The following is a 22473-nucleotide window of genomic DNA, read 5'->3' on the forward strand; positions in this document are numbered from 1 at the left end:
GCCGCTACAGGATCACGTGGGGCAGGAAGCGGGCGTACTCGTCCGTGACCGGCCCCGCGGATTCGCGGATGCCGAGCCCCGCCGCCTCGTCCTCGACGACCCACGCGCCGAGCACCACCCGGTTGCCGTCGAAGTCCGGCAGCGGGGCCAGGCCCTGGAAGCAGTACCGCTCGTCCTCTTCCGGTACGAACGGCTCGCCACCCGCCTCGTGGAGGGTGACTCCGGCGCCCTCGCGGCCCAGCAGCGGCTTCGCGACGTAACCGGTGGTGTCGGCGAGTTCGCGCGGACCGTCGAGGTAGGCGGGCAGCAGGTTCGGGTGCTCCGGGAAGAGCTCCCAGAGGATCGCGAGCAGGGCCTTGTTGGAGAGCAACATCTTCCACAGCGGCTCGATCCAGCAGGTGGAGCCGCTGCCGCCGCCGAGGTCGTACGTACCGAGGACCTGCGGGCCGAACTCGTCCGTGGCCAGCCACTCCCACGGGTAGAGCTTGAAGCAGCCGCGGATGAAGCGGAGCTTGTCGTCCACGAACCGGCCGGTGAGGCTGTCCCAGCCGATCTGCTCGACGGACAGGGCGTGGGTGTCGATGCCCGCCTGCTCCGCGGTCTCCTGGAGGTAGGCGACCGTCATCAGGTCCTCGCCGAGCTCGTCGGTCTCGGAGTGCGCGAAGTGCAGCACTCCGGGCGGCAGCAGCTCGGCCTGCCGGCGCCAGGCGTCGACGAGGCGTTCGTGGAGGGAGTTCCACTGGTCGGCGTCGGGGAAGCGCTCTTCCATCCAGAACCACTGCGGGCTCGCCGCCTCCACGAGGGAGGTGGGGGTGTCGGCGTTGTACTCCAGCAGCTTGGCGGGGCTGCCGGAGCCGTCGTAGCGCAGGTCGAAGCGGCCGTAGAGGGAGGGCTGTTCGGCGCGGCGCCGCCAGGAGTCGGAGATGAGCGCGGCGAGCTTCGGGTCGGTGATGCCGAGGTCGGCGAAGCGGTCGTGGTCGACGATGTGGGCGGCCGCCGCCAGGCACATGGCGTGCAGCTCCTCGACGACGTTCTCCAGGGCCTCCACTTCGGGGAGGGAGAAGGAGTAGTACGCGCTCTCGTCCCAGTAGGGGCGCAGGGAGTCGTCGGGGTACCGGGTGAGGGGGTAGATCAGCCCCTGCTCCTCGACGGTCTTCTGCCAGTCGGGGCGGGGCTCGATGGTGTGCCGCTTCATGTGCCTGGTTCCGTGTTCCTCGGCCCGTTCCTCAGCCGCCGCTGGAACCGGAGCTGCTGTGTCCGCCGATGCCGCCGCGGGTGACGGCCGACTTGTCGAAGCTGCCGCCGGAGACGTAGGCCCGGCCGTTGCCGGCCTTGGCGGTGCCGCCGTAGTACCAGGAGCCGCGGCCGCCGCTCTTGCACTCCTTGCTGTTCAGGGTCTCCAGCGTGGAGCGGGACGCGCAGCGCTTGTCCGGCTCGTCGCTGCTGCCGCAGGCGACGAGGGTCGCCGCGAGCAGGCCCATACCGCCGAGGGCGACCGCGCCGGAGCGCATGCGGCGCCGGTTGGTGTTGCTGCTGTCCATGTCTGCTGCTCCCCCTGGGACCCTGCGTACTGCGGGACAGCGTAGAGCGGTGCCCCCGGGGGATGGAATCCGGCCGTCGCAGAAACCGTGACCTAGAGTCAGTTCGTGCTCATTGGGATGATTTGTGCGCTCGGTGCGGCGGTCTGCTTCGGTACGGCGTCCGTGCTGCAGGCGATGGCGGCGCGGGCCGCGGAGCCCGGGACGGGCTCCGGGGTGGACCCCGCGCTGCTGCTGCGGGCGGCCCGCCAGTGGCGGTACCTGGCCGGCCTCGGCCTGGACGCGGCCGGGTTCGCGCTCCAGATCATCGCGCTGCGCCACGTCCCCATCTACACGGTGGGGGCCGCGCTGGCGGCGAGCCTCGCCGTGACGGCCGTGGTCGCCTCGCGGCTGCTGAAGGTGCGGCTGTCGCGGACGGAGTGGGGCGCGGTGTGGGTGGTGTGCGCGGGGCTGCTGATGCTGGGGCTGGCCTCCGGGGAGGAGGGCTCCGGGGAGGGTTCGCTCGCCCTCAAGCTGGGGCTGCTGGGGGTGGCGGTGATGGTGCTGGCCGTGGGCGCGGCCGCCGGCGGGCTCCCGGACGGGCCGCGGGCCCTCGTCCTGGGCCTGGCCTCGGGAACGGGCTTCGGGGTGGTGGAGGTGTCGGTACGGCTCATCGACTCCTTCTCCCTGCGGGAGCTGCTCAACCCGGCGCTGTACGCCCTCCTGCTGGGCGGCGGCGCGGCGTTCCTCCTCCTCACCTCGGCGCTGGCGCGGGGCTCCGTGACGGCGGCGACGGCCGGGATGGTCCTGGGCGAGACGATCGGTCCGGCGGTGGTGGGCGTGGCCTGGCTGGGCGACCGCACCCGCGAGGGGCTGACGTGGCTCGCAATCGCCGGCTTCGCCGTGGCCCTGGCGGGATCCCTGGCCCTGGCCCGCTTCGGCGAACCCCCGGCCCCCACCGCTGCCGCCGCGGAGTGACCCGGCCGGGGGCGCGCGCCGCTGCCCCCGCCGCGCCGGGGGCGTGCCGCTGCGGGCCCCGCCGCCGGCCCGCTTCGGCGAAAGCCCCGCAACCACACCGCGGTTGTGTGGGGGCCGCTGCGCGGGGCCTTTCCCCCACCCCGCCCCTTCCCGAACCGGGGCTCCGCCCCGGACCCCGCTCCTCAAGCGCCGGAGGGGCTGAAATCTCCGCCCGGCGGGCTGGATTTGCGCAGCAAATCTCAGCCTCGCCGGGGGGCACCTCCCAGCGGTAGCTGGGGGAGTTCGAGGCGCGGGGTCCGGGGTGGAGCCCCGGCAGCGGCGCCGCGGCCGGACCGCGCAGCCGGACCCGCCAGGGGACACGACCAAACCCCGGCCAGGCCTACGGCAGAACGGCGGACAGCGCGGCCAGCGCAGAGGCCCACGCGCTGTCCGACGGGGTCCCGTAGCCGACGACCACCGCCGGGCGCGGCGGGAGGTCGGCCTCCGGGTGGCGGTGGCGGGACAGGCCGTCCAGGGCGAGGTCCTGCCAGGCCGCCGACTGGATCACCGAGCGTTCCGTCGTCCCCTCCGGGAGGTCCAGCACCGCGTGCAGCCCCGCCGCGATCCCCGACACCCCGACCCGGTCCCCCACCGCCGCCACCAGTTCGTCCCTCCGCCGCCGGTACCGCAGCCGCATCCCCCGCACGTGCCGGTCGTACGCCCCGGAGGTGATGAACTCCGCGAGCGTGAGCTGCTCCAGCGCGCTGGAGGTCCAGTCGGTCACGCCCTTCACGGCCAGGACCTCGTCCACCAGCCCGGGCGGGACCACCAGCCACCCGATCCGCAGCGCCGGCGCGAGGGACTTGCTGGCCGTGCCCAGGTACACGACCCGGTCCGGGTCCAGTCCCTGGAGCGCCCCCACCGGCTGGCGGTCGTAGCGGAACTCCCCGTCGTAGTCGTCCTCCAGGATCAGCCCGCCCGTGGTCCGGGCCCAGTCCACGGCGGCCGCCCGACGGGCCGGGGTCAACGCGACGCCGGTCGGGAACTGGTGCGCGGGAGTCAGCAGCACCGCGCCCACGCCGGGCCCGCCCGCGCCGAGTTCGCCCGTTCGGGCCCCCTCCGCGTCCACGCCCATCGGACGCGTCCGCAGGCCCGCCTTCACCAGCAGGTCCCGGTGGATGTCCAGCCCGTACCCCTCCACCGCCACCTCCCGCACCCGCCGCGCCCGCAGCACCTGCGCCAACAGCGTCAGCCCGTGCACGAACCCGGCGCACAGCACGATCCGTTCCGGGTCCGCGTACACCCCGCGCGCCCGCGCCAGGTAGCCGGCGAGGGCCTCCCTCAGTTCGATCCGGCCGCGTACCTCGACCGCGTACCCGAAGGCCTCGTTCGGCGCGTTGGTCAGCGCGCGCCGGGCCGCCGACAGCCAGGCCGCGCGCGGGAAGCCGCTCAGGTCCGGGGAGCCGGGCTGGAGGTCGTGCGAAGGCCCGCCGCGCGCGGGGCGCCGGGCCCGGCCGGCGGCGGGTGGGGTCCGGCGCGGCCGGGCCCGTTCGGCGACCCTGGTCCCGGAGCCCTGGCGGGCCGTCAGCCAACCCTCGGCGACGAGCTCGGCGTACGCCTCGGCGACCGTGTTCCGCGCGATGCCCAGGTCGACGGCGAGCGACCGCGAGGACGGCAGCCGCGTCCCGGCCGCCAGCCGCCCGCTGCGCGCGGCCTCGCGCAGCGCCTCGGTGAGCCCGGCCCGCAGTCCGCGCCCGGCGGAGAGGTCCAGATGCAGGTCGGCGCCGAAAGTGGCCCATGAATCCGTCATGGATATGGACCATATCGCTGGGCCGCCCTGCACCTAGTGTCGATCACATGACGGAGACACAGAACGCACACGAGCACACCCCCCGCATGCAGATGGCCAAGGTCGCCCCCGAGGTGTACAAGGCCGTCGTGGCCCTGGAGATCGCCTCCAAGAAGGGCCTCGACCCGGCCCTGGTCGAACTCGTGAAGATCCGGGCCTCGCAGATCAACCACTGCGCCTTCTGCCTCGACATGCACACGAAGGACGCCATCGCGGCAGGTGAGAGCGTCGAGCGCATCGTGCTGCTGGCCGCGTGGGAGGAGTCTCGGCACTTCTACACCGAGAAGGAGCTCGCCGCGATCGAGCTCACCGAGGCCGTCACCGTGCTGACCGACGGCTTCGTGCCCGACGAGGTCTACGAGAAGGCCGCCAAACACTTCGAGGAGCGCGAGCTGGCCCAGCTGATCGCCGTCATCGCGACGATCAACGTCTGGAACCGCATCGGCGTCACCACCCGCCTGACGCCCGGCCACTACAAGCCCGGCATGTACAACGTCTGATCCGGTGCCGCACGGGGGTTCGCACCGGGCCCGCCGTGAACGTACGGAACGCCCCGGCGGGCAAGCCCGCCGGGGCGTTCCGTTGAAGCCGTGAGGCGATCCGGGATCAGATCAGGCCGAGCTCGCGCACCGCGTCGCGCTCCTCGACGAGCTCCGCCACGGACGCGTCGATGCGCGCACGGGAGAACTCGTTGATGTCCAGGCCCTGGACGATCTCGTACTTGCCGTCCTTGGTGGTGACGGGGAAGGAGGAGATGATGCCCTCCGGGACGCCGTAGGAGCCGTCCGACGGGATGCCCATCGAGGTCCAGTCGCCCGCGGCGGTGCCGTTGACCCAGGTGTGCACGTGGTCGATGGCGGCGTTGGCGGCCGAGGCGGCCGAGGAGGCGCCACGGGCGTCGATGATCGCGGCGCCGCGCTTGGCGACGGTCGGGATGAAGGTGTCGGCGAGCCACGCCTGGTCGTTCACGACCTCGGCGGCGTTCTTGCCGGCGATCTCCGCGTGGAAGATGTCGGGGTACTGGGTCGCCGAGTGGTTGCCCCAGATGGTGAGGCGCTTGATGTCGGTGACGTCGGAGCCGGTCTTCTGGGCCAGCTGCGTGATCGCGCGGTTGTGGTCCAGGCGGGTCATCGCGGTGAAGCGCTCGGCCGGTACGTCCGGGGCGGCGGCCTGCGCGATGAGCGCGTTGGTGTTGGCCGGGTTGCCCACGACCAGGACCTTGATGTCGTCCGCGGCGTTCGCGTTGATCGCGGCGCCCTGCGGCTTGAAGATGCCGCCGTTGGCGGAGAGCAGGTCACCGCGCTCCATGCCCTTGGTGCGCGGGCGGGCGCCCACGAGCAGCGCGACGTTGGCGCCGGCGAAGCCCTGGTTCGGGTCGTCGAAGATGTCGATGCCCTTGAGGAGCGGGAAGGCGCAGTCGTCGAGCTCCATGGCGGTGCCCTCGGCGGCCTTCATGCCCTGGGGGATCTCCAGGAGGCGGAGCTTGACCGGCACGTCCGCGCCGAGCAGGTGGCCGGACGCGATGCGGAAGAGCAGTGCGTAGCCGATCTGGCCGGCGGCGCCGGTGACGGTGACATTCACGGGAGTGCGGGTCATGGCCTTCTCCGTTAGACAGCTGGCGGTTGGGGCGTCCCGCCCCATGTGCTGGAGGACGCCGCTCCCCAGTGAATCTTGATGTGAAGAGACATCCGCGGTCAGGCTATCCGACCTTGGAGCGGCTCGATCCCCCGGTCCCTGTGGTGCATGGCACACGGACCGGAGGGTTCGAAGGCGGGAGGGCGGTTTCCGCCCTGCATCTCGACCCTTTCGGGCTATTGCCGGGCCTCCCTTTCGGGGGTGTCAGCGCACGGTGAAGCGGACCGCGTCCTCCAGGAACGGCACCTCCAGCAACGGCTTGGGCTCTATGACCAGCGCGAGCAGGGTGATCGCCACGCCCAGCAGCCCGTAGGTGATCATGTCCGTGAAACGGGAGCGCACCGCGAGCATCCCCACCGAGGGCAGCAGCCGCCGCATGACCGAGGCCGCGATCAGGGCGATGCCGATCACCAGGGTGCCGATGCGCGGATGTCCCAGCGCCGTGGCCAGGAGGCCCACCGCGGTCGCGGTGAGCACGCTGAGCATCGGCCACTGCCGGGCGGGCGTGGACACGGCACCGGGCACGGCACGGCCACTGCCCTCCGGGCGGGCGGTGTCCGTGGTTACGGAAGGGAAGCGTCGGGAGCCCGGCGGCCGTGCCCCGGCCGCCTGCTCCGCGTCGGGTTCAGCCTGCACTGGTACTCCGTTCCGCCGCCTCGACGACGTTGACCAGCAGCTGGGCCCGGGTCATGGGGCCGACACCGCCCGGGTTCGGGGAGATCCAGGCCGCCACCTCGGCGACGCCCGGGTGCACGTCACCGACGATCTTCCCGTTCTCGTCGCGGCTGACGCCCACGTCGAGCACGGCCGCGCCCGGCTTCACGTCCTCCGGCTTGACCAGGTGCGGGACACCGGCCGCCGCGACGATGATGTCTGCCTGACGCAGCAGCCCGGACAGGTCGCGCGTGCCGGTGTGGCAGAGCGTCACGGTGGCGTTCTCTGACTTGCGGGTCAGCAGCAGGCCGATGGAGCGCCCGACGGTGATGCCGCGGCCGAGGACCACGACGTGGGCGCCGTTGATCTCGACGTCGTGGTGGCGCAGCAGCTCGACGATGCCGTACGGGGTGCAGGGCAGCGGCCCCGGCTCGTTCAGCACCAGCCGGCCGAGCGACATGGGGTGCAGGCCGTCGGCGTCCTTGAGCGGATCCATCAGCTCCAGGACCCGGTTGGTGTCGATGCCCTTGGGGAGCGGGAGTTGGACGATGTAGCCCGTGCACTCCGGGTTGTCGTTGAGCTCCCGTACGACCGCCTCGATGTCCTCCTGGGAGGCCGTCCCGGGCAGTTCGCGCTGGATGGAGGCGATGCCGACCTCGGCACAGTCCTTGTGCTTGCCGTTGACGTACCAGCGGCTGCCCGGATCGTCGCCGACCAGCAGGGTGCCGAGGCCGGGGGTGGTGCCCCGGGCCTTCAGGTCCGCCACGCGGGCGGTCAGTTCGGACTTGATCGCGGCCGCGGTGGCCTTGCCATCGAGAATCTGGGCGGTCATGCGCCCATCCTCCCGGATGGAGTGGCCCCGGTTCCAGTCGCGGTGCCGGGCGGGGCGTTCACCGCTGCGCGCCGTTCATTGCACTTGCACAACAAGTGACGGGGGTCATCGCAACCAACTGGACAAGTACTCGCGTGTCCCACGACGATGCAATGACAGATGTGCCGCGGGCAGTGCCGGGGGGCGGACCGCAAGAAGCAGATTTCCTCCCTGCGTTTGCCGTGCGTCCCCGCACTTCCACGGAGGAACACCCCATATGAGCTTCGGCGACCCGAACAACCCGTACGGTCAGCAGCCCCCGCAGGGACAGCCCGGCTACGGCTACCCGCAGCAGGCCCCGCAGGGCATCCCGCCGCAGGGCGGCTACGCCTACCCGCCGCAGCAGGCGCCCATGGGCTACCCGGCGGGCCCCGGCGGCTACTCGGGCGCCCCCGCGACGATGCCCGGCCTGATGATGACGGCGCGAGTCCTGCTGTTCATCGTCGCGGGCGTCCAGGTGCTCATCGGCGTCTTCGCGATGTTCGGTGCCGCCACGATCAACGATGCGTCGAACATGGCGAGCGACTCGGTCGGCTCGAACCCGTTCTCGACGGTCGCGAGCGCGTCGGCCGGTGTGGTCTTCATCCTCGCGCTGGTGTTCCTCGGCCTGTCGGCGCTGTCGATCACTCTGGGCGTGAAGTTCTCGCGCGGCGGGCAGGGCATCCGCATCACCACCATGGTGTACGGGATCCTGGGCGCGCTGGTCGGCGTGCTGGCCCTGATCGGTTCGGCGAGCGCCGACTCCACCGCAGCCCTGATCTGGGCGCTGCTGTGGATCGGTTTCGGCGGCACGATGGCCGCGGCCATGATCGCGCCGTCCGGAGCCGCCTGGTTCGGGCGTCCGCGCTACTGAGCCGCCGCAGGCACGTCTCACGCACACGGCGAAGGCCGCGACCCACACTGCGGGTCGCGGCCTTCGCCGTTGGGCCGTGTCTCAGTGGAAGAAGTGGCGCGTCCCGGTGAAGTACATCGTCACGCCGGCCTTCTTCGCGGCCTCAACGACCTGCTCGTCACGGACCGAACCACCCGGCTGGACCACGGCCTTGATGCCCGCGGCCGTCAGGATCTCCAGCCCGTCCGGGAACGGGAAGAAGGCGTCGGAGGCGGCGTAGGAGCCCTGCGCGCGCTCGGCGCCCGCCCGCTCGACGGCGAGCTTCGCCGAGTCGACGCGGTTGACCTGGCCCATGCCGACGCCGACCGAGGCGCCGTCCTTGGCGAGCAGGATCGCGTTGGACTTGACGGCCCGGCAGGCCTTCCACGCGAAGGCCAGCTCGGCGAGCTCGTCGGCGGAGAGGGCGTCGCCGGTGGCGAGGGTCCAGTTGGCCGGGTCGTCGCCCTCGGCCTGGAAGACGTCGGACTGCTGGAGCAGCACGCCGCCGGAGATCGGCTTCAGGTCGCCCGGCTGGTGCGGGGTGCCGTCCACCTTGAGCACGCGGATGTTCTTCTTCTTGGCCAGGATCTCGACCGCGCCGTCCTCGTAGGCGGGGGCGGCGATGACCTCGGTGAAGATCTCCGCGACCTGCTCGGCGAGCTCGACGGTCACCGGGCGGTTGACGGCGATGACGCCGCCGAAGGCCGACAGCGGGTCGCAGGCGTGCGCCTTGCGGTGGGCCGCGGCGACGTCCGTGGCGTCCACGGCGATGCCGCACGGGTTGGCGTGCTTGATGATCGCGACGCAGGGCTCTTCGTGGTCGTAGGCGGCCCGGCGGGCGGCCTCGGTGTCCACGTAGTTGTTGAAGGACATCTCCTTGCCGTGCAGCTGCTCGGCGTTGGCGAGGCCGCCCGGCAGGCCGTCCGTGTACAGGGCGGCCGCCTGGTGCGGGTTCTCGCCGTAGCGGAGGGTCGACTTGCGCTCCCAGGCGCCCGCGAGGAACTCGGGCAGGACGGCGCCCTCTTCCGGCGCGTACGCGTTCGTGAACCAAGAGGCCACGGCCACGTCGTAGGCGGCGGTGTGCTGGAAGGCCTCGGCCGCGAGCCGCTTGCGCGCGGTGAGGTCGAAGCCGCCGCCCTGGGCGGCCGCGATCACGTCGGCGTAGCGGGCCGGGCTGGTGACGACCGCGACCGACGGGTGGTTCTTGGCGGCGGCGCGGACCATCGACGGACCGCCGATGTCGATCTGCTCCACGCACTCGTCCGGGGTGGCACCCGACTGGACGGTGGCCAGGAAGGGGTAGAGGTTGACGACCACCAGGTCGAAGGGCTCCACGCCCAGCTCGGCGAGCTGGTTGCGGTGGTCCTCCAGGCGCAGGTCGGCGAGGATGCCGGCGTGCACGCGCGGGTGCAGGGTCTTGACGCGGCCGTCCAGGCACTCGGGGAAGCCGGTGAGCTCCTCGACCTTGGTGACGGGCACCCCGGCGGCGGCGATCTTCGAGGCGGTGGAGCCGGTGGAGACGAGCGCGACGCCCGCCTCGTGCAGGCCGCGGGCCAGGTCTTCCAGTCCCGTCTTGTCGTAGACGCTGATGAGCGCACGCCTGATCGGCCGCTGGTTCGTGGTCGGGTCGTTGCTCGCTGCGGTGTCTGCGGCGGTCACTGGATCGTTACCTTTCGTCCCTCAATGCGGTAGCCGTGCCGGGCCAGGCGCCCCACGACATCGACGAGCAGCTGGCGCTCGACTTCCTTGATGCGCTCATGGAGAGCGGCTTCGTCGTCCTCGTCCCGTACCTCGACCACACCTTGGGCGATGATCGGACCGGTGTCCACGCCGCTGTCCACGAAGTGGACCGTGCAGCCGGTGACCTTCGCTCCGTAGGCGAGCGCGTCCCGTACGCCGTGCGCGCCGGGGAAGGCGGGGAGGAGGGCGGGGTGGGTGTTGACGAACCGGCCGCCGAAGCGGTCGATGAACGCCTTGCCCACGATCTTCATGAACCCGGCCGACACGACGAGGTCCGGGGCGTACGCGTCGGTCGCCTCGGTGAGGGCGGTGTCCCACTCCTCGCGGCTCCCGTAGGCCTTGACCGGGCACACGAAGGTGGGGATCCCGGCCTTCTCGGCCCGCTCCAGGCCCGCGATGTTCTCTCGGTCGGCCCCCACGGCGACGACTTCGGCACCGAAGCCCTCGGGTCCGCCGGGGTGGGCGTCGATGGCGTCGAGCAGGGCCTGGAGGTTGGTGCCGGAACCGGAGACCAGCACGACCAGGCGGGAGGCGGCCATGGGAGGCCCTTTCTCGCGGAATTGCGGTGTTCGTCTTGTGCGGTCATACGAAACTTCGGGGTACCGATATACGGGGAACCATACGAAGCCACCGACCGCCTGCAACGATACCGGCACACCGGACGGCCCCCGAGGGACGGGGGGACGGCCGGGCGGTAGCGTCAGGCGTACACGCCTCGACGTCGCCCTGACGTCCTTGACACAGGGGAAGAAACGCACCCGATGCCGGACCGCCGCCAGCCCGACTCCTCCACCCCCTCCACTCCTTCCTCCCCCACCTCCCCCTCCACCGACGACAACCCGTTCGCGGCTCCGCCGGAGGGTCGGCCCGACCAGCCGTGGCAGCCGCGCGCCGGTGCCGGCGGCGGGTCGGGTCAGGGGTCCGGGGAGGACCCGGGGAACACGGACGGCCAGGGAGGACCGGCCCGCTGGGACCCGACGGACCCGATCCAACGGCGGGCGCGGTACGCGCTGCTGGCCGGCATGTGGGGCTTCTTCTTCGGGATCTTCGGCATCCCGTCGGTCGGCCTCCTGCTGGGCGCGCTGGCCATCTACTGGGGCGTCAGCGCCCTGCGGGGCCGCCCGGCCCCCACGCCCGACCCCGACCAGCCGCAGCCCCAGGCGCAGTCCCGGCCCCAGGCCGGCGGCCTGGCAGCCCTGGGCCCCGCGGCCCGCCCGCAGCGCACGGCGGCGGTGAGCGGCCTCGTCACGGCCTCACTGGCGATCCTGCTGGCGATGAGCTCGTACGCCCTTCAGCTGGCGTACAAGGACTTCTACGTCTGCCGCGACGACGCCCTCACCCAGTCCGCGGAACTCCAGTGCAACACCCTCCTCCCGAACAACATGGTGGGCGACATCCTGAAGGTCCGTCAGTAACCACCGTCAAACCCCGGCCCCGCCGGGCCAATCCAGCCCCGCCGGCGTTTGAGGCGCGGGGTCCGGGGGCGGAGCCCCCGGCAACGGCGCCGCACCGGCCACTCGCACGACACCGCCGACCCGATCCGGCCCGGCCGGGCAAATCCAGCCCCGCCGGCGTTTGAGGCGCGGGGTCCGGGGCAGCGCCCCGGCGGCGGCGCCGCAGACGAAGAACGGGCCTACGCAGACGGCTTGCGGCGGGCCAGCACCCGGGCCCCCACCACCGGCGGCACCAAGGGCTCCGACGGCGGTGGCGCGGCCTGCGGCACCGTCAGGTCCGGCCCCACGGCGGAGACGACCGTCAGCACCCGCGCCGGAGGCGGCGTGGGGGCCGGGGCCTCGACCGGAGCCGGCGGCGCCGAGATGTCCGGGATCAACCCCCCGGCGGCCTCCCTCAACGCCTCCCACCGAAGCTCCCGCACCCCGCTGTCGTGCCAGGCGTCAGCCGACCCCGGCGCGAGCGCGACCGGCCGGTTGCGCCAGGCGTGCACCGCCACCGCCACCACCACCCCCGGCAGGGTCCACGCGAAGGCCGCCACGCCCACCACCCACCACACCGGCCCGAACTCCGCGAGCTGCCGCGACCCCATCGGCCCCGCCGCGGCGGCCGCCAGCCCGGCCATGAGCAACCCGCACACCAGCGCACCCAGCGCCGCCGTGAGCGCGGTCTCCCCGCACGAGACCTCGCGCGCCCGGCGTACCGCGAACCAACCCACCGCCAGCCCCGCCACCACCGGCACCCCGAACGCCGCCCAGGTCAGCGGGGTCCCGGGCCCTTCGGGCGGAAGCGCGGCCAGCAGCGGGAAGCGCGGCAGCGAGGGCGAACCGGCGAAGCCGAGCGGGGTGGCGCTCGCGCCGGCGCCGAGGGCGAAGCCCGGCCCGAGCCCGTAGGCCGCCCCCCAGACCATCGCGTTCGGGATCAGCGCGAGCGCCAGCAGCAGCACCGCGAACCGCCCCGACCACACCCCGGTCAGCGCCAGGAACGACCCCTGCGCCTCGGCTCCGTGCCACGCGAGCGAGACGCCGACCAACAGTGCCCCGCCGCCCAGCAGCACCAGCGCCCCGCCCGCCCCGGCACGGAGCGCAAGCGCGTACCGGGGGCGCGCGACCGCCTTCCGTACGCCCCCGGGAAGCCAGGTCGGCAACGGTCCCTCCGGACGTCCCCGGGCGGCCCACACCCCGCCGGCCGCCGCGAGCACGGCGACCATCGGCACGTGCCAGGCCGCGCTGAGCGGATCGGCGGGCATCGGCCCCCCGGCGGCGTACACCGTGGCGAGGGCGCCGACCGCGAGGTAGCCGCAGAGCACGGCCGAGAAGACGGCTCCGGCGGGCAGCACCTCCTCGACGCCCTCGCCGCCCTCCTCACCACCCCCCTCGGACCCGCTGCCCAGTCGGGCGGCACGCCGCATCAGGAGCACGGGCAGCGCGACGAGCAGCAGCGGGGTCACCCCGACGGGCGCGGGCACGCCGGACAGGGTGTCGTACCGCACCAGCTCCGTACCGTGCGCGAGCAGCCACAGGCCCGCGGCGAGGTGGAGGGCACCGCCGGGGCCGCTGTCGGGGTAGGGGGAGCTGATCCACAGGACGATGACGAGCACGGCGAGGAAGCCGAGCCCGAGCCCGGCCGCCACGGCGCCGCCCATCACGCATGCGGCGGCGGCCGGCGAACGGCGCCGCCGGCCGGCTCGCGGGGCCGTCTGCAACGGGGTCCCGCGTTCGGTCACTTGGGTCACCCCGACATGGTGCCTTCGACACGCGCTATGAGTGCGTAACAGGCGAATGCCCGTGGTGTCGCTCAATATACGTTTATGTACTTTTTCGCCCAGAGCGGTCAGGTCGCGGGGAGTGTGGCATGACACAAAGCGTCGATACGACCTCCGCATCCGACGCGGAGCGGAGCCTCCCGTCCCCGAAGGAGCGCCGCAGACTGCGCGAAGCGGCGGAGCTGACGCACGATGAGGTCGCGGCGGCGGTGGGCGTCACTCCGACCACGGTCCGCTCCTGGGAAACGGGCCGCACGGCCCCGCGCGGCCGCAAACTGGAGGTGTACTCCCGCTTTCTGACCCGCCTCCAGTCCCTGGCCAAGGCCACTTCCGCGCGCGCGGACACCCCCGCGGAGCCGGAGCCGGAGGCGGCCGCGCCCGGCACTGATGCCGAGTCATCCGGCACCCCCGCAACGGCGGTGGGCGGGTCGCCCGGAGCCCCAGGAGCCTTCTCCGACGCCGGGCCCCACCCGGCACCGCCGGAGCGGCGACCGGCCCCCGGGCCGACGGAGAGCACCGCACCGCGGGCAGCCACCCCGGCTGCGCCGCGGGCGGACGGGGCCCCCGACGCGACGTCCGCGGTCGCGCCGCCGGCAACCGGCGCGCCGGGAGGGCCGGAGGCGTCCCGGGCCGCCGGCACCGCGAAGCCGAGGTCCGCGGCCGAGCCGCAGACGTCCGCCGCAGCGGCAGCGGCGAAGGCGCCCGGGCCCAGGCCCGCCGGAGCCTCCGAGCCGACCCCCGCAGACCCGCCGCGGGCTGCCGCCGCAGCGGCGCACGGGGCCGCCGGAAGCGCCGGGCCGACGCCCGCCGAGGCGCCCCGGGCGGCCGCCGAGCCCGACCACCCGCCCGCACCGGCCGAGGCACCGTCACCCGGCCTCGCCCAACCCGACCCTGCGACCCCGACCCCGACCCCGACCTCGACCTCGACCTCGACCCCAGCCTCGACCCCGGCACCGTCACCGGCCCCGGAACCGGCAGGGGCGGAGGCATCCGGGTCCGCCGGGGCGCCACCGACAGCCACCGCCGGGGCCGACCCGCAGACCGATCCGCAGGCAGACCCGGACCCCGTGGAGCAAACGCCGGCCCGGCTGCCCGTCGACGACTTCGACGCCCTCCACGCCCACGCCGCGCCCGCACTCACCCGGCAGGCCTACCTGCTCACCGGCCGCCGGGGCCTCGCCCTGGAGGCCGTCGACCGGGCCTTCCAGCTGGCCTGGGACCGCTGGCCAGAGGTGGCGACCGACCCGGACCCGGTGGGCTGGGTGCGCGCGGCCGCGCACGAGTACGCGCTCTCGCCCTGGCACCAGTTCCGCCGCGCCCACCGCCATCCCGACAAACCCCCCGCCGAGCCCGCCGACCGGATCCTCCTCGACGCCATGCTCGCGCTGCCCACCAACCACCGCCGTACCGTGCTGCTCTACGACGGCGTGGGACTCGACCTGCCCGACACCGCCGCCGAGACGGAGGCCAGCACCCCCACCGCCGGCAACCGGCTGCTCCACGCGCACGCCACGCTCGCCGCGCGGATCCCCCAACTGGCCGCGGCGGCTCCCGAGAAACAGTCCGCGCTGCTCCGCGAAAGGTTCACCGCGCTGAAGCCTGCCGTGGCGCTCGACCCGCGCCCGGCCGCCGCCGTACGGAACACCGCCGAGCGGCGCAACCGGCGGCGGACGCGCGCCGTGATCGGCCTGGCCGCGGTGATCGCCGTGGCCACCGCGTACACCACCGCGACCGCGCCCACCAAGTACGAGCCGCCGAACGCCCCCGGGGCGAACGTCTCCGGCGTGCCCCCGCACAGCGGCCCCCAGCGGCTCACGGAGGAGAGCAGGGCCCTCCACGACAAACTGCGTTCCGACCCGGCGGCAGGTCCGGCCAGGATCACCCCGAAGACCGAATGAGGGGCGAGACGAGCGCCGGATGAGCGCCGGATGACGGCCGCACGGAAAAGGGCGTGGCCCGCACCCCCGAGGGGTGCGGGCCACGCCCGTGTGTCCGTACGGCGACTGCCTAGTTGGCGCCGTTCAGGATCTCGCGCGCCAGCTTCGCGGTCTCGGTCGGCGTCTTGCCGACCTTCACGCCCGCGGCCTCCAGGGCTTCCTTCTTGGCCTGTGCGGTGCCAGAAGAACCGGAGACGATGGCGCCGGCGTGACCCATGGTCTTGCCCTCGGGGGCGGTGAAGCCCGCGACGTAGCCGACGACCGGCTTGGTGACGTTCTTCGCGATGAAGTCCGCCGCACGCTCCTCGGCGTCGCCGCCGATCTCGCCGATCATGACGATGAGCTCGGTCTCCGGGTCGGCCTCGAAGGCCTCCAGGGCGTCGATGTGCGTGGTGCCGATGACCGGGTCGCCACCGATGCCGACGGCGGAGGTGAAGCCGATGTCGCGCAGCTCGTACATCATCTGGTAGGTCAGCGTGCCGGACTTGGACACGAGACCGATCTTGCCGGGCTTGGTGATGTCGCCCGGGATGATGCCGGCGTTGGACTGGCCGGGGGTGATCAGACCCGGGCAGTTCGGGCCGATGATGCGGGTCTTGTTGCCCTTGGCGGTCGCGTACGCCCAGAAGGCGGCGGAGTCGTGCACCGCGATGCCCTCGGTGATGACGACGGCCAGCGGGATCTCGGCGTCGATCGCCTCGACGACGGCGGCCTTCGCGAAGGCCGGCGGGACGAAGAGGACGGAGACGTTGGCGCCCGTCTCCTTCATCGCCTCGGCGACGGAGCCGAAGACCGGGACCTCGGTGCCGTCGAAGTCGACGGTGGTGCCGGCCTTGCGCGGGTTCACACCGCCGACGATGTTGGTGCCGTCAGCCAGCATCAGCTTGGTGTGCTTCATGCCCGTGGCACCGGTCATGCCCTGGACGATGACCTTGCTGTCCTTGTTGAGGAAGATAGCCATGGTGAGTCTGTGACCTCGTCCCTTTACTTCGCAGCCGCAGCGAGCTCGGCGGCCTTGTCGGCCGCGCCGTCCATGGTGTCCACGCGCTGCACCAGCGGGTGGTTGGCGTCCGAGAGGATCTTGCGACCCAGCTCGGCGTTGTTGCCGTCGAGGCGGACGACGAGCGGCTTGGTGACCTCTTCGCCCTTGTCCTTGAGCAGCTGAAGGGCCTGAACGATGCCGTTCGCGACCTCGTCGCACGCGGTGATGCCACCGAAGACGTTGACGAAGACCGACTTGACGTCCGGGTCGCCGAGGATGATCTCGAGACCGTTGGCCATGACGGCGGCGGAGGCGCCACCGCCGATGTCCAGGAAGTTGGCGGGCTTGACGCCGCCGTGGTTCTCACCGGCGTACGCGACGACGTCGAGGGTGCTCATGACGAGACCCGCGCCGTTGCCGATGATGCCGACCTCGCCGTCGAGCTTGACGTAGTTGAGGTTCTTCGCCTTGGCGGCGGCCTCGAGCGGGTTCGCGGCCGCGTGGTCCACGAACTCCTCGTGGCCCGGCTGGCGGAACTCGGCGTTCTCGTCGAGCGAGACCTTGCCGTCGAGGGCGATGACGTCGCCGGAGGCGACCTTCGCGAGCGGGTTGACCTCGACGAGGAGCGCGTCCTCGGCGATGAAGGTCTGCCACAGGGTCACGAGGACCTCGGCGACCTTCTCGGCGACCTCGGCCGGGAACTGCGCCAGGGCGACGATCTCGCGGGCCTTCTCGATGGTCACGCCCTCGTTGGCGTTCACCGGGACCTTGGCGAGCTTCTCGGGGGTCTCCTCGGCGACCTGCTCGATGTCCATGCCACCCGCGACCGAGGCCATGGCCAGGAAGGTGCGGTTGGTGCGGTCCAGCAGGTACGAGACGTAGTACTCCTCGAGGATCTCGGGAGCGGTCTCGGCGATCATCACCTTGTGGACCGTGTGGCCCTTGATGTCCATGCCGAGGATGTCCGTCGCACGGGCGACGGCCTCGTCCGGGGTGGCGGCGAGCTTCACGCCACCGGCCTTGCCGCGGCCGCCGACCTTCACCTGCGCCTTGACGACCGACTTGCCGCCCAGCCGCTCGGTGGCCTCGCGAGCCGCCTCAGGCGTGTCGATGACTTCACCGGCCAGCACCGGTACACCGTGCTTGGCGAAGAGGTCCCTCGCCTGGTACTCGAACAGGTCCACGCGCGTCCGTCCCTTGTCTTCAAAGATTCGCAGTGATTCGCGGTTTGTCTGCTATCTGCGTGGGCGTGCCGCGGAGGGCAACGTGACGGCGCTGTCACTAGGAAGGCGCACACGGTGACCGTGGACGCGGCATGTCCGTCCCGCAGGTTATCCCCGTGGGACGTAGGTCCCTAAATCGCAGATCACACCTGAGCGGTGATTCCTCTCACAGATCGCCTCACGGTTGAACTGGAAGTTCGTGCGATCTACCGATTCACAGGGTGGCGCGCTCCGGACTCGTCATGGCATGGGGAGGGGCCTCTTCTCCAGCGCCGCGGCCATGACATCGGGGAACAGGTCGGGGGTGCAGGCGAAGGCCGGAGCCCCGAGCGCGGCGAGGGCGGCGGCGTGCTCGTGGTCGTAGGCCGGGGCGCCCTCGTCGGACAGCGCGAGGAGGGTGACGAACTCGACCCCCGCCGCCTTCATCGCGGCGACCCGCTTCAGCATCTCGTCGCGTATGCCTCCTTCGTAGAGATCACTGATCAGGACGACGACGGTGTCGGCGGGTCGGGTGATCTTCGACTGGCAGTAGGCCAGGGCCCGGTTGATGTCGGTGCCGCCGCCCAGCTGGGTGCCGAAGAGGACGTCCACGGGGTCGTCGAGCTGATCGGTCAGGTCCACCACCGCGGTGTCGAAGACGACCAGTCGCGTCGCGATCGACCGCATGGAGGCCAGGACCGCCCCGAAGACGGAGGCGTAGACGACGGAGGCCGCCATCGAACCCGACTGGTCGATGCAGAGGATCACCTCCTTCTTCACCGATTGCGCCGCCCGGCCGTAGCCGACGAGCCGCTCGGGGACCACGGTCCGGTACTCGGGCAGGTAGTTCTTCAGGTTCGCCCGGATGGTCCGGTCCCAGTCGATGTCGTGGTGCCGGGGCCGGCTGATGCGGGCGGACCGGTCGAGGGCTCCGGTGAGCGTGGCCCTCGTGCGCGCCGCGAGCTTCTTCTCCAACTGCTCGACCACCTTGCGGACCACGGCCCGCGCCGTCTCCTTCGTGGTCTCGGGCATCGCCTTGTTCAGCGAGAGCAGGGTGCCGACCAGATGCACATCCGGCTCCACGGCCTCCAGCATCTCCGGCTCCAGCAGCAGCGCGGACAGGCCGAGCCGCTCGATCGCGTCGCGCTGCATGACCTGGACCACCGAGCTGGGGAAGTACGCACGGATGTCCCCGAGCCAGCGGGCCACGTTCGGCGCGGACCCCCCGAGCCCGGCCGACCGCTCCCCGGCCCCCTTCCGCCCCGTCCCCGCCCCTCCCCCGTACAGCGCACCGAGCGCTGCGTCCATCGCCGCGTCCCGCCCGCCGAGCACACACCCGGTCCCGTCGCCCTCTCCCCCACCGAGCACCATCCGCCACCGCCGCAGCCGCTCGCCTCCGGCGGGGCGTTCGGTCTTCCCGGCGGCGCCGCGCCCCTCGCCGGCCGGCTGCGCGTCCTGCGCCCCCGCCTGGCTTCCCGTCCTGATCATGTGTCCGTCCCCCTGCACTCGTCGTGTCGGCCCGCCGCACCATCCGGCTGCGCCGGGCAAAATCCAGCCCCTCCGGCGTTTGAGGAGCGGGGTCCGGGCAGCACCCCGGCAACGGCGCCGCACCCGGCCGAACAGCCCCTCAAGCCGCCGCGCCACCGGCACCGGCACCGGCACCGGCCAGCAGCATCCGCACCACGGCCACCACCGCATCCGCCCGCTCCGCGTCCAGCTCGGGCGCGAAGCCCTCGGGACCCGCGCCGGAAGCGGTCACGCCCGGCCGCCCGCCGGGGCCCCGGCGGACCAGCTCGCCCAGCGTCCGCTTCACCCCCGGCTCGTACGCCCCGAACGTCCGCCGCAGCAAGGGCAGTACGTCGGTGAACGCGCGCTCCGGGACCCCAACCAGCCAGCTGTCGATCAGGCCCAGCAGCCGTTCGTCGTGGACGAGCAGCGTGCCGCCCCCCGAGCTCCCGCCCGCGAAGCCCTCGATCCAGCCCGCCGCGTCGGCCGGGTCGGCCGCCGGTGACAGGGCGAGCCCCATCAGCCGGGCCGTCTCCTCGGCCGGCAGCCGCCCGTCGTCGAGCAGCAGCCGGGCCGCCCGGCCGCGGATCACGCCGGGCACGGCCTCCCACGCGGCCAGCTTCCGCAGGACCTCGGACCAGCGCTCGCGCAGCCCCTCCTCCGCGTCCGCCAGCAGCCCGACCGCGCCGTGCACCCCGTCCACGTGGCCCCGCAGCTCCGCCGCCGCGTCCGCGTCCAGACCGGCCGCGCACGCCGACGGGAGGGCCACGCATATGCGTTCGGCGAGGCCGGCCGCCACCGTGGCGAGGGCCGCCGCATCGGTGCCCCGGACGTCCCCGTACCTCAGCGAACGGGCCAGCGCCGGCAGGGCCTTGGCGAGCCGTGCCACATCGGTGTCCAGCGCGGCCCGGTCCGCCAGGGCCCGCAGCACCGCCGGCAGCGCCTCGGACAGCCCGGCCAGCAGGCACTGCTCCGCGAGCGCCGTGACCTCCCCGAGCTCCTGCGCCGAGGCCGCTTCCGCCTCCGCCTTGGCGGTGGCGGCGGCCAGGACGGTGGTGCCCCATATGCCTGCCTCGGCGACCCGCACCGACAGCTCCGGCTCCCAGCGCAGCCGCCAGGTCTCCCGGAAGGTCCCGGTGCTGCTCCGCGAGGCGGCCGGTCTGCCCCATTCGATCCCGAGCAGCCGCAGCCGGTGCAGCAACAGCGACTTCGCGGTGTCGGTGTCCTTGCGGAGGTCCAGTTCCAGCTCGCGATCGGCCGCCTCGGCCTTGAGCCGCAGAGAGCGCTGCTGCCGGGTCAGGTCGCGCTGGAGCGGTACGACGGGAGCCCCGTCGGGGACCTCGCCGAGCACGTCGCCGACCACCAGCCGGTCCTCGACGAGCGCGAGCGGCACGTCGGAGCCGTCGCACATCACCGCCCGGACGGCCTCCAGCGTCTCCGTCAGCCCGGGCAGCGGCCTCCCCCGCATCGCGGCCAGCGTCTGCGCCAGCCGGACCGCCTCGATCACGTGCGCCGAGGAGACCTGCCGGTCCTCCTCCCGCAGCAGGCCCGCGACCTTGGTCAGCCACCGCTCCACGGGCCGGTCCCGGGCCGCGAAGAGGTGCGCGTACCAGCCGGGCGAGGTGATGCCCGCTCCGTACCCGCCGGCCCTGGCGAGCCTGCGGTGGGTCCAGGGCACCCACGTGGTCTCCACCTTGACCTTGGGCAGTCCCGCGAGCAGTGCCTTGTCCGCGGCGACGGTGGTCTTCGCCCGCAGTGCCGGGACGTGCCAGGCCCCGCACACCACCGCGTAAGCGTCGCCGAACTCCCGGCGGGCGGCCCGCATCCGCTGACGCATGTACGCCTCGCGCACGAGGTCCCGGCCGTGGTCTCCGTCGCCGTAGGCCTCCCGCAGGGCTCCCATGGCCTCGCCGAGCGCCTCGAACGCGCCCAGGGCGTCCGCCTCCTCGCCGCCCCGGTGCTCGACGACGTCCTCCCACCAGCGCTCGGGGTCGTCGTATCCGGCGGTCTCGGCCAGAACCGCGAGCGGGTCCACCCGTACGGACGGCTCCGGCTCCTCCCCTTCCTCCTCCCCGCGGGCGAGCGAGTGCGCGGCCGGCAGGTCCATGAACCGCACCGGTACGCCGGCCTCCTGCGCCCAGCGGATGGCGACCCACTCCGGGGAGAACTCGGCCAGCGGCCAGAACGCGGCCCGGCCGGGGTCGTCCGCGGCGTGCGCGAGCAGCGCCACGGGCGGCCTCATGCCCGGGTCGGCGGCGAGGGCGAGGAGTTCGTCCCCTTCGGGCGGGCCCTCGATCAGGACGGCCGCCGGCCGGGCCGCCTCCAGGGCGGCCCGCACCGCGCGGGCCGATCCCGGCCCGTGGTGCCGTACCCCCAGGAGCAGGGGGCCCTTCGGGCTCCGGCTCACACCGTCACCTCCCGGCAGGCGCGGTAGAAGTCCTTCCAGCCGTCGCGCTCGCGGACCACTGCCTCCAGGTACTCCTGCCAGACGACCTTGTCTGCTGCCGGGTCGCGGACGACGGCGCCCAGGATCCCGGCGGCCACGTCGGAGGGGCGCAGCACGCCGTCCCCGAAGTGGGCGGCGAGGGCCAGGCCGCCGGTGACGACGGAGATGGCCTCGGCGGTGGACAGGGTGCCGCTGGGGGACTTCACCTTGGTGCGGCCGTCGTCGGTGACTCCGTCGCGCAGCTCGCGGAAGACGGTGACGACGCGGCGGATCTCCTCGAGGCCTTCGGGCGCGGCCGGCAGGTCGAGGGCGCGGCCCATCTGGTCGACGCGGCGGGCGACGATGTCGACCTCGGCGTCGGCCGTGGCGGGCAGCGGCAGGACCACGGTGTTGAAGCGGCGGCGCAGCGCGCTGGAGAGCTCGTTGACCCCCCGGTCGCGGTCGTTGGCGGTGGCGATGAGGTTGAACCCGCGCACGGCCTGGACCTCTTCGCCCAGCTCCGGTATCGGGAGCGTCTTCTCGGACAGGACGGTGATGAGGGTGTCCTGGACGTCGGCCGGGATGCGGGTGAGCTCCTCGACGCGCGCGGTCATGCCCTCGGCCATGGCCCGCATGACGGGGCTGGGGACGAGCGCTTCGCGGCTGGGGCCGTGGGCCAGGAGGCGGGCGTAGTTCCAGCCGTACCGGATGGCCTCCTCGGGGGTGCCGGCGGTGCCCTGGACGAGGAGGGTGGAGTCCCCGCTGACGGCGGCCGCGAGGTGTTCGGACACCCAGGTCTTGGCGGTGCCGGGGACTCCGAGCAGGAGCAGGGCGCGGTCGGTCGCGAGGGTGGTGACGGCGACTTCGACGATCCGGCGCGGCCCCACGTACTTGGGCGTGATGACCGTGCCGTCTTCGAGCGTGCCACCCTGCAGGTAGGTGGCGACGGCCCACGGGGAGAGCTTCCAGCGGGCCGGGCGGGGCCGGTCGTCGACCGCCGCCAGGGCTTTCAGTTCGTGTGCGAAGGCGTCTTCTGCGTGCGGTCGCAGCGCCTCGGCCCCGCGGGTGTTCTCGTGCTCGGTCATGGTCCCCCTCCAATGCTCCGCAGCC

At 73.0% G+C, this 22473-nt stretch carries 19 protein-coding genes; 5 read left to right on the forward strand and 14 right to left on the reverse strand.

Features of this window, described 5'->3' with window-relative positions; genetic code table 11:
* Nucleotides 1-4: 4 nt before the first annotated feature.
* On the reverse strand, nucleotides 5-1195 hold the full coding sequence (locus ACIQ5Y_RS11025) for a glutathionylspermidine synthase family protein (protein WP_403877988.1): 1191 nt from the start codon (nucleotides 1193-1195) through the stop codon (nucleotides 5-7).
* Between the two features lie 31 nt (nucleotides 1196-1226).
* Nucleotides 1227-1541, reverse strand: coding sequence for a hypothetical protein (locus tag ACIQ5Y_RS11030; protein WP_403877991.1), 315 nt, complete (start codon nucleotides 1539-1541; stop codon nucleotides 1227-1229).
* Nucleotides 1542-1658: 117 nt separating this feature from the next.
* On the opposite strand from ACIQ5Y_RS11030, the gene ACIQ5Y_RS11035 reads away from it, so the two are divergent.
* Nucleotides 1659-2495: a hypothetical protein gene (locus tag ACIQ5Y_RS11035; protein ID WP_403878216.1), complete on the forward strand. Its 837-nt coding sequence runs from the start codon at nucleotides 1659-1661 to the stop codon at nucleotides 2493-2495.
* A 379-nt stretch (nucleotides 2496-2874) separates the two neighbouring features.
* Here the strand turns inward: ACIQ5Y_RS11035 and ACIQ5Y_RS11040 are convergent, their stop codons facing one another.
* Complete coding sequence (locus ACIQ5Y_RS11040) at nucleotides 2875-4284, reverse strand: PLP-dependent aminotransferase family protein (RefSeq protein ID WP_403877994.1); 1410 nt, start codon at nucleotides 4282-4284, stop codon at nucleotides 2875-2877.
* A gap of 47 nt (nucleotides 4285-4331) precedes the next feature.
* On the opposite strand from ACIQ5Y_RS11040, the gene ACIQ5Y_RS11045 reads away from it, so the two are divergent.
* The gene (locus tag ACIQ5Y_RS11045; protein WP_403877997.1) at nucleotides 4332-4823 is read left to right on the forward strand and encodes a carboxymuconolactone decarboxylase family protein; all 492 of its coding nucleotides are present in this window, start codon (nucleotides 4332-4334) and stop codon (nucleotides 4821-4823) included.
* Nucleotides 4824-4929: 106 nt separating this feature from the next.
* On the opposite strand, the gene ACIQ5Y_RS11050 is transcribed toward ACIQ5Y_RS11045, so the two are convergent.
* The 3 genes from ACIQ5Y_RS11050 to ACIQ5Y_RS11060 form a co-directional block, all read right to left on the reverse strand.
* On the reverse strand, nucleotides 4930-5919 hold the full coding sequence (locus ACIQ5Y_RS11050) for a malate dehydrogenase (RefSeq protein ID WP_403878000.1): 990 nt from the start codon (nucleotides 5917-5919) through the stop codon (nucleotides 4930-4932).
* 243 nt (nucleotides 5920-6162) lie between these two features.
* Nucleotides 6163-6594: a DUF3017 domain-containing protein gene (locus ACIQ5Y_RS11055; protein WP_403878002.1), complete on the reverse strand. Its 432-nt coding sequence runs from the start codon at nucleotides 6592-6594 to the stop codon at nucleotides 6163-6165.
* Nucleotides 6584-7444, reverse strand: a complete 861-nt coding sequence (locus ACIQ5Y_RS11060; RefSeq protein ID WP_403878004.1) for a bifunctional methylenetetrahydrofolate dehydrogenase/methenyltetrahydrofolate cyclohydrolase — start codon at nucleotides 7442-7444, stop codon at nucleotides 6584-6586. The genes ACIQ5Y_RS11055 and ACIQ5Y_RS11060 overlap by 11 nt, the downstream gene beginning before the upstream one ends.
* Before the next feature lie 256 nt (nucleotides 7445-7700).
* Between ACIQ5Y_RS11060 and ACIQ5Y_RS11065 the strand changes: the two genes are divergently transcribed.
* On the forward strand, nucleotides 7701-8336 hold the full coding sequence (locus ACIQ5Y_RS11065) for a hypothetical protein (protein WP_403878007.1): 636 nt from the start codon (nucleotides 7701-7703) through the stop codon (nucleotides 8334-8336).
* An 81-nt stretch (nucleotides 8337-8417) separates the two neighbouring features.
* On the opposite strand, the gene purH is transcribed toward ACIQ5Y_RS11065, so the two are convergent.
* On the reverse strand, nucleotides 8418-10013 hold the full coding sequence (purH, locus tag ACIQ5Y_RS11070; protein WP_403878010.1) for a bifunctional phosphoribosylaminoimidazolecarboxamide formyltransferase/IMP cyclohydrolase: 1596 nt from the start codon (nucleotides 10011-10013) through the stop codon (nucleotides 8418-8420).
* Nucleotides 10010-10633 carry a phosphoribosylglycinamide formyltransferase gene (gene purN / locus ACIQ5Y_RS11075; protein WP_403878013.1) on the reverse strand — a complete coding sequence of 208 codons (624 nt, stop codon included), beginning with the start codon at nucleotides 10631-10633 and terminating at the stop codon, nucleotides 10010-10012. The genes purH and purN overlap by 4 nt, the downstream gene beginning before the upstream one ends.
* A gap of 222 nt (nucleotides 10634-10855) precedes the next feature.
* Here purN and ACIQ5Y_RS11080 point away from each other — a divergent pair, with 222 nt between their 5' ends.
* Nucleotides 10856-11509 carry a hypothetical protein gene (locus tag ACIQ5Y_RS11080; protein WP_403878016.1) on the forward strand — a complete coding sequence of 218 codons (654 nt, stop codon included), beginning with the start codon at nucleotides 10856-10858 and terminating at the stop codon, nucleotides 11507-11509.
* Between the two features lie 218 nt (nucleotides 11510-11727).
* On the opposite strand, the gene ACIQ5Y_RS11085 is transcribed toward ACIQ5Y_RS11080, so the two are convergent.
* Nucleotides 11728-13281: a DUF6350 family protein gene (locus ACIQ5Y_RS11085; protein ID WP_403878019.1), complete on the reverse strand. Its 1554-nt coding sequence runs from the start codon at nucleotides 13279-13281 to the stop codon at nucleotides 11728-11730.
* Between the two features lie 119 nt (nucleotides 13282-13400).
* Between ACIQ5Y_RS11085 and ACIQ5Y_RS11090 the strand changes: the two genes are divergently transcribed.
* Entirely contained in the window at nucleotides 13401-15209 is a 1809-nt protein-coding gene (locus ACIQ5Y_RS11090; protein ID WP_403878022.1) for a helix-turn-helix domain-containing protein, read from the forward strand.
* Nucleotides 15210-15318: 109 nt separating this feature from the next.
* On the opposite strand, the gene sucD is transcribed toward ACIQ5Y_RS11090, so the two are convergent.
* The 5 genes from sucD to ACIQ5Y_RS11115 form a co-directional block, all read right to left on the reverse strand.
* Entirely contained in the window at nucleotides 15319-16209 is an 891-nt protein-coding gene (gene sucD, locus ACIQ5Y_RS11095) for a succinate--CoA ligase subunit alpha (protein WP_403878025.1), read from the reverse strand.
* 23 nt (nucleotides 16210-16232) lie between these two features.
* Entirely contained in the window at nucleotides 16233-17414 is a 1182-nt protein-coding gene (gene sucC / locus ACIQ5Y_RS11100; protein WP_403878028.1) for an ADP-forming succinate--CoA ligase subunit beta, read from the reverse strand.
* A 279-nt stretch (nucleotides 17415-17693) separates the two neighbouring features.
* Nucleotides 17694-18803 carry a VWA domain-containing protein gene (locus tag ACIQ5Y_RS11105; RefSeq protein ID WP_403878219.1) on the reverse strand — a complete coding sequence of 370 codons (1110 nt, stop codon included), beginning with the start codon at nucleotides 18801-18803 and terminating at the stop codon, nucleotides 17694-17696.
* Between the two features lie 256 nt (nucleotides 18804-19059).
* Nucleotides 19060-21384 (reverse strand): DUF5682 family protein, encoded by a 2325-nt coding sequence (locus tag ACIQ5Y_RS11110; protein ID WP_403878222.1) that lies wholly within the window; start codon nucleotides 21382-21384, stop codon nucleotides 19060-19062.
* On the reverse strand, nucleotides 21342-22448 hold the full coding sequence (locus tag ACIQ5Y_RS11115; RefSeq protein WP_403878030.1) for an AAA family ATPase: 1107 nt from the start codon (nucleotides 22446-22448) through the stop codon (nucleotides 21342-21344). Before ACIQ5Y_RS11115 ends, ACIQ5Y_RS11110 begins: the two co-directional genes overlap by 43 nt.
* Nucleotides 22449-22473 lie beyond the last annotated feature (25 nt).

The sequence above is a fragment of the Streptomyces sp. NPDC096339 genome (genome assembly GCF_044762985.1).
Lineage (GTDB): Bacteria > Actinomycetota > Actinomycetes > Streptomycetales > Streptomycetaceae > Streptomyces.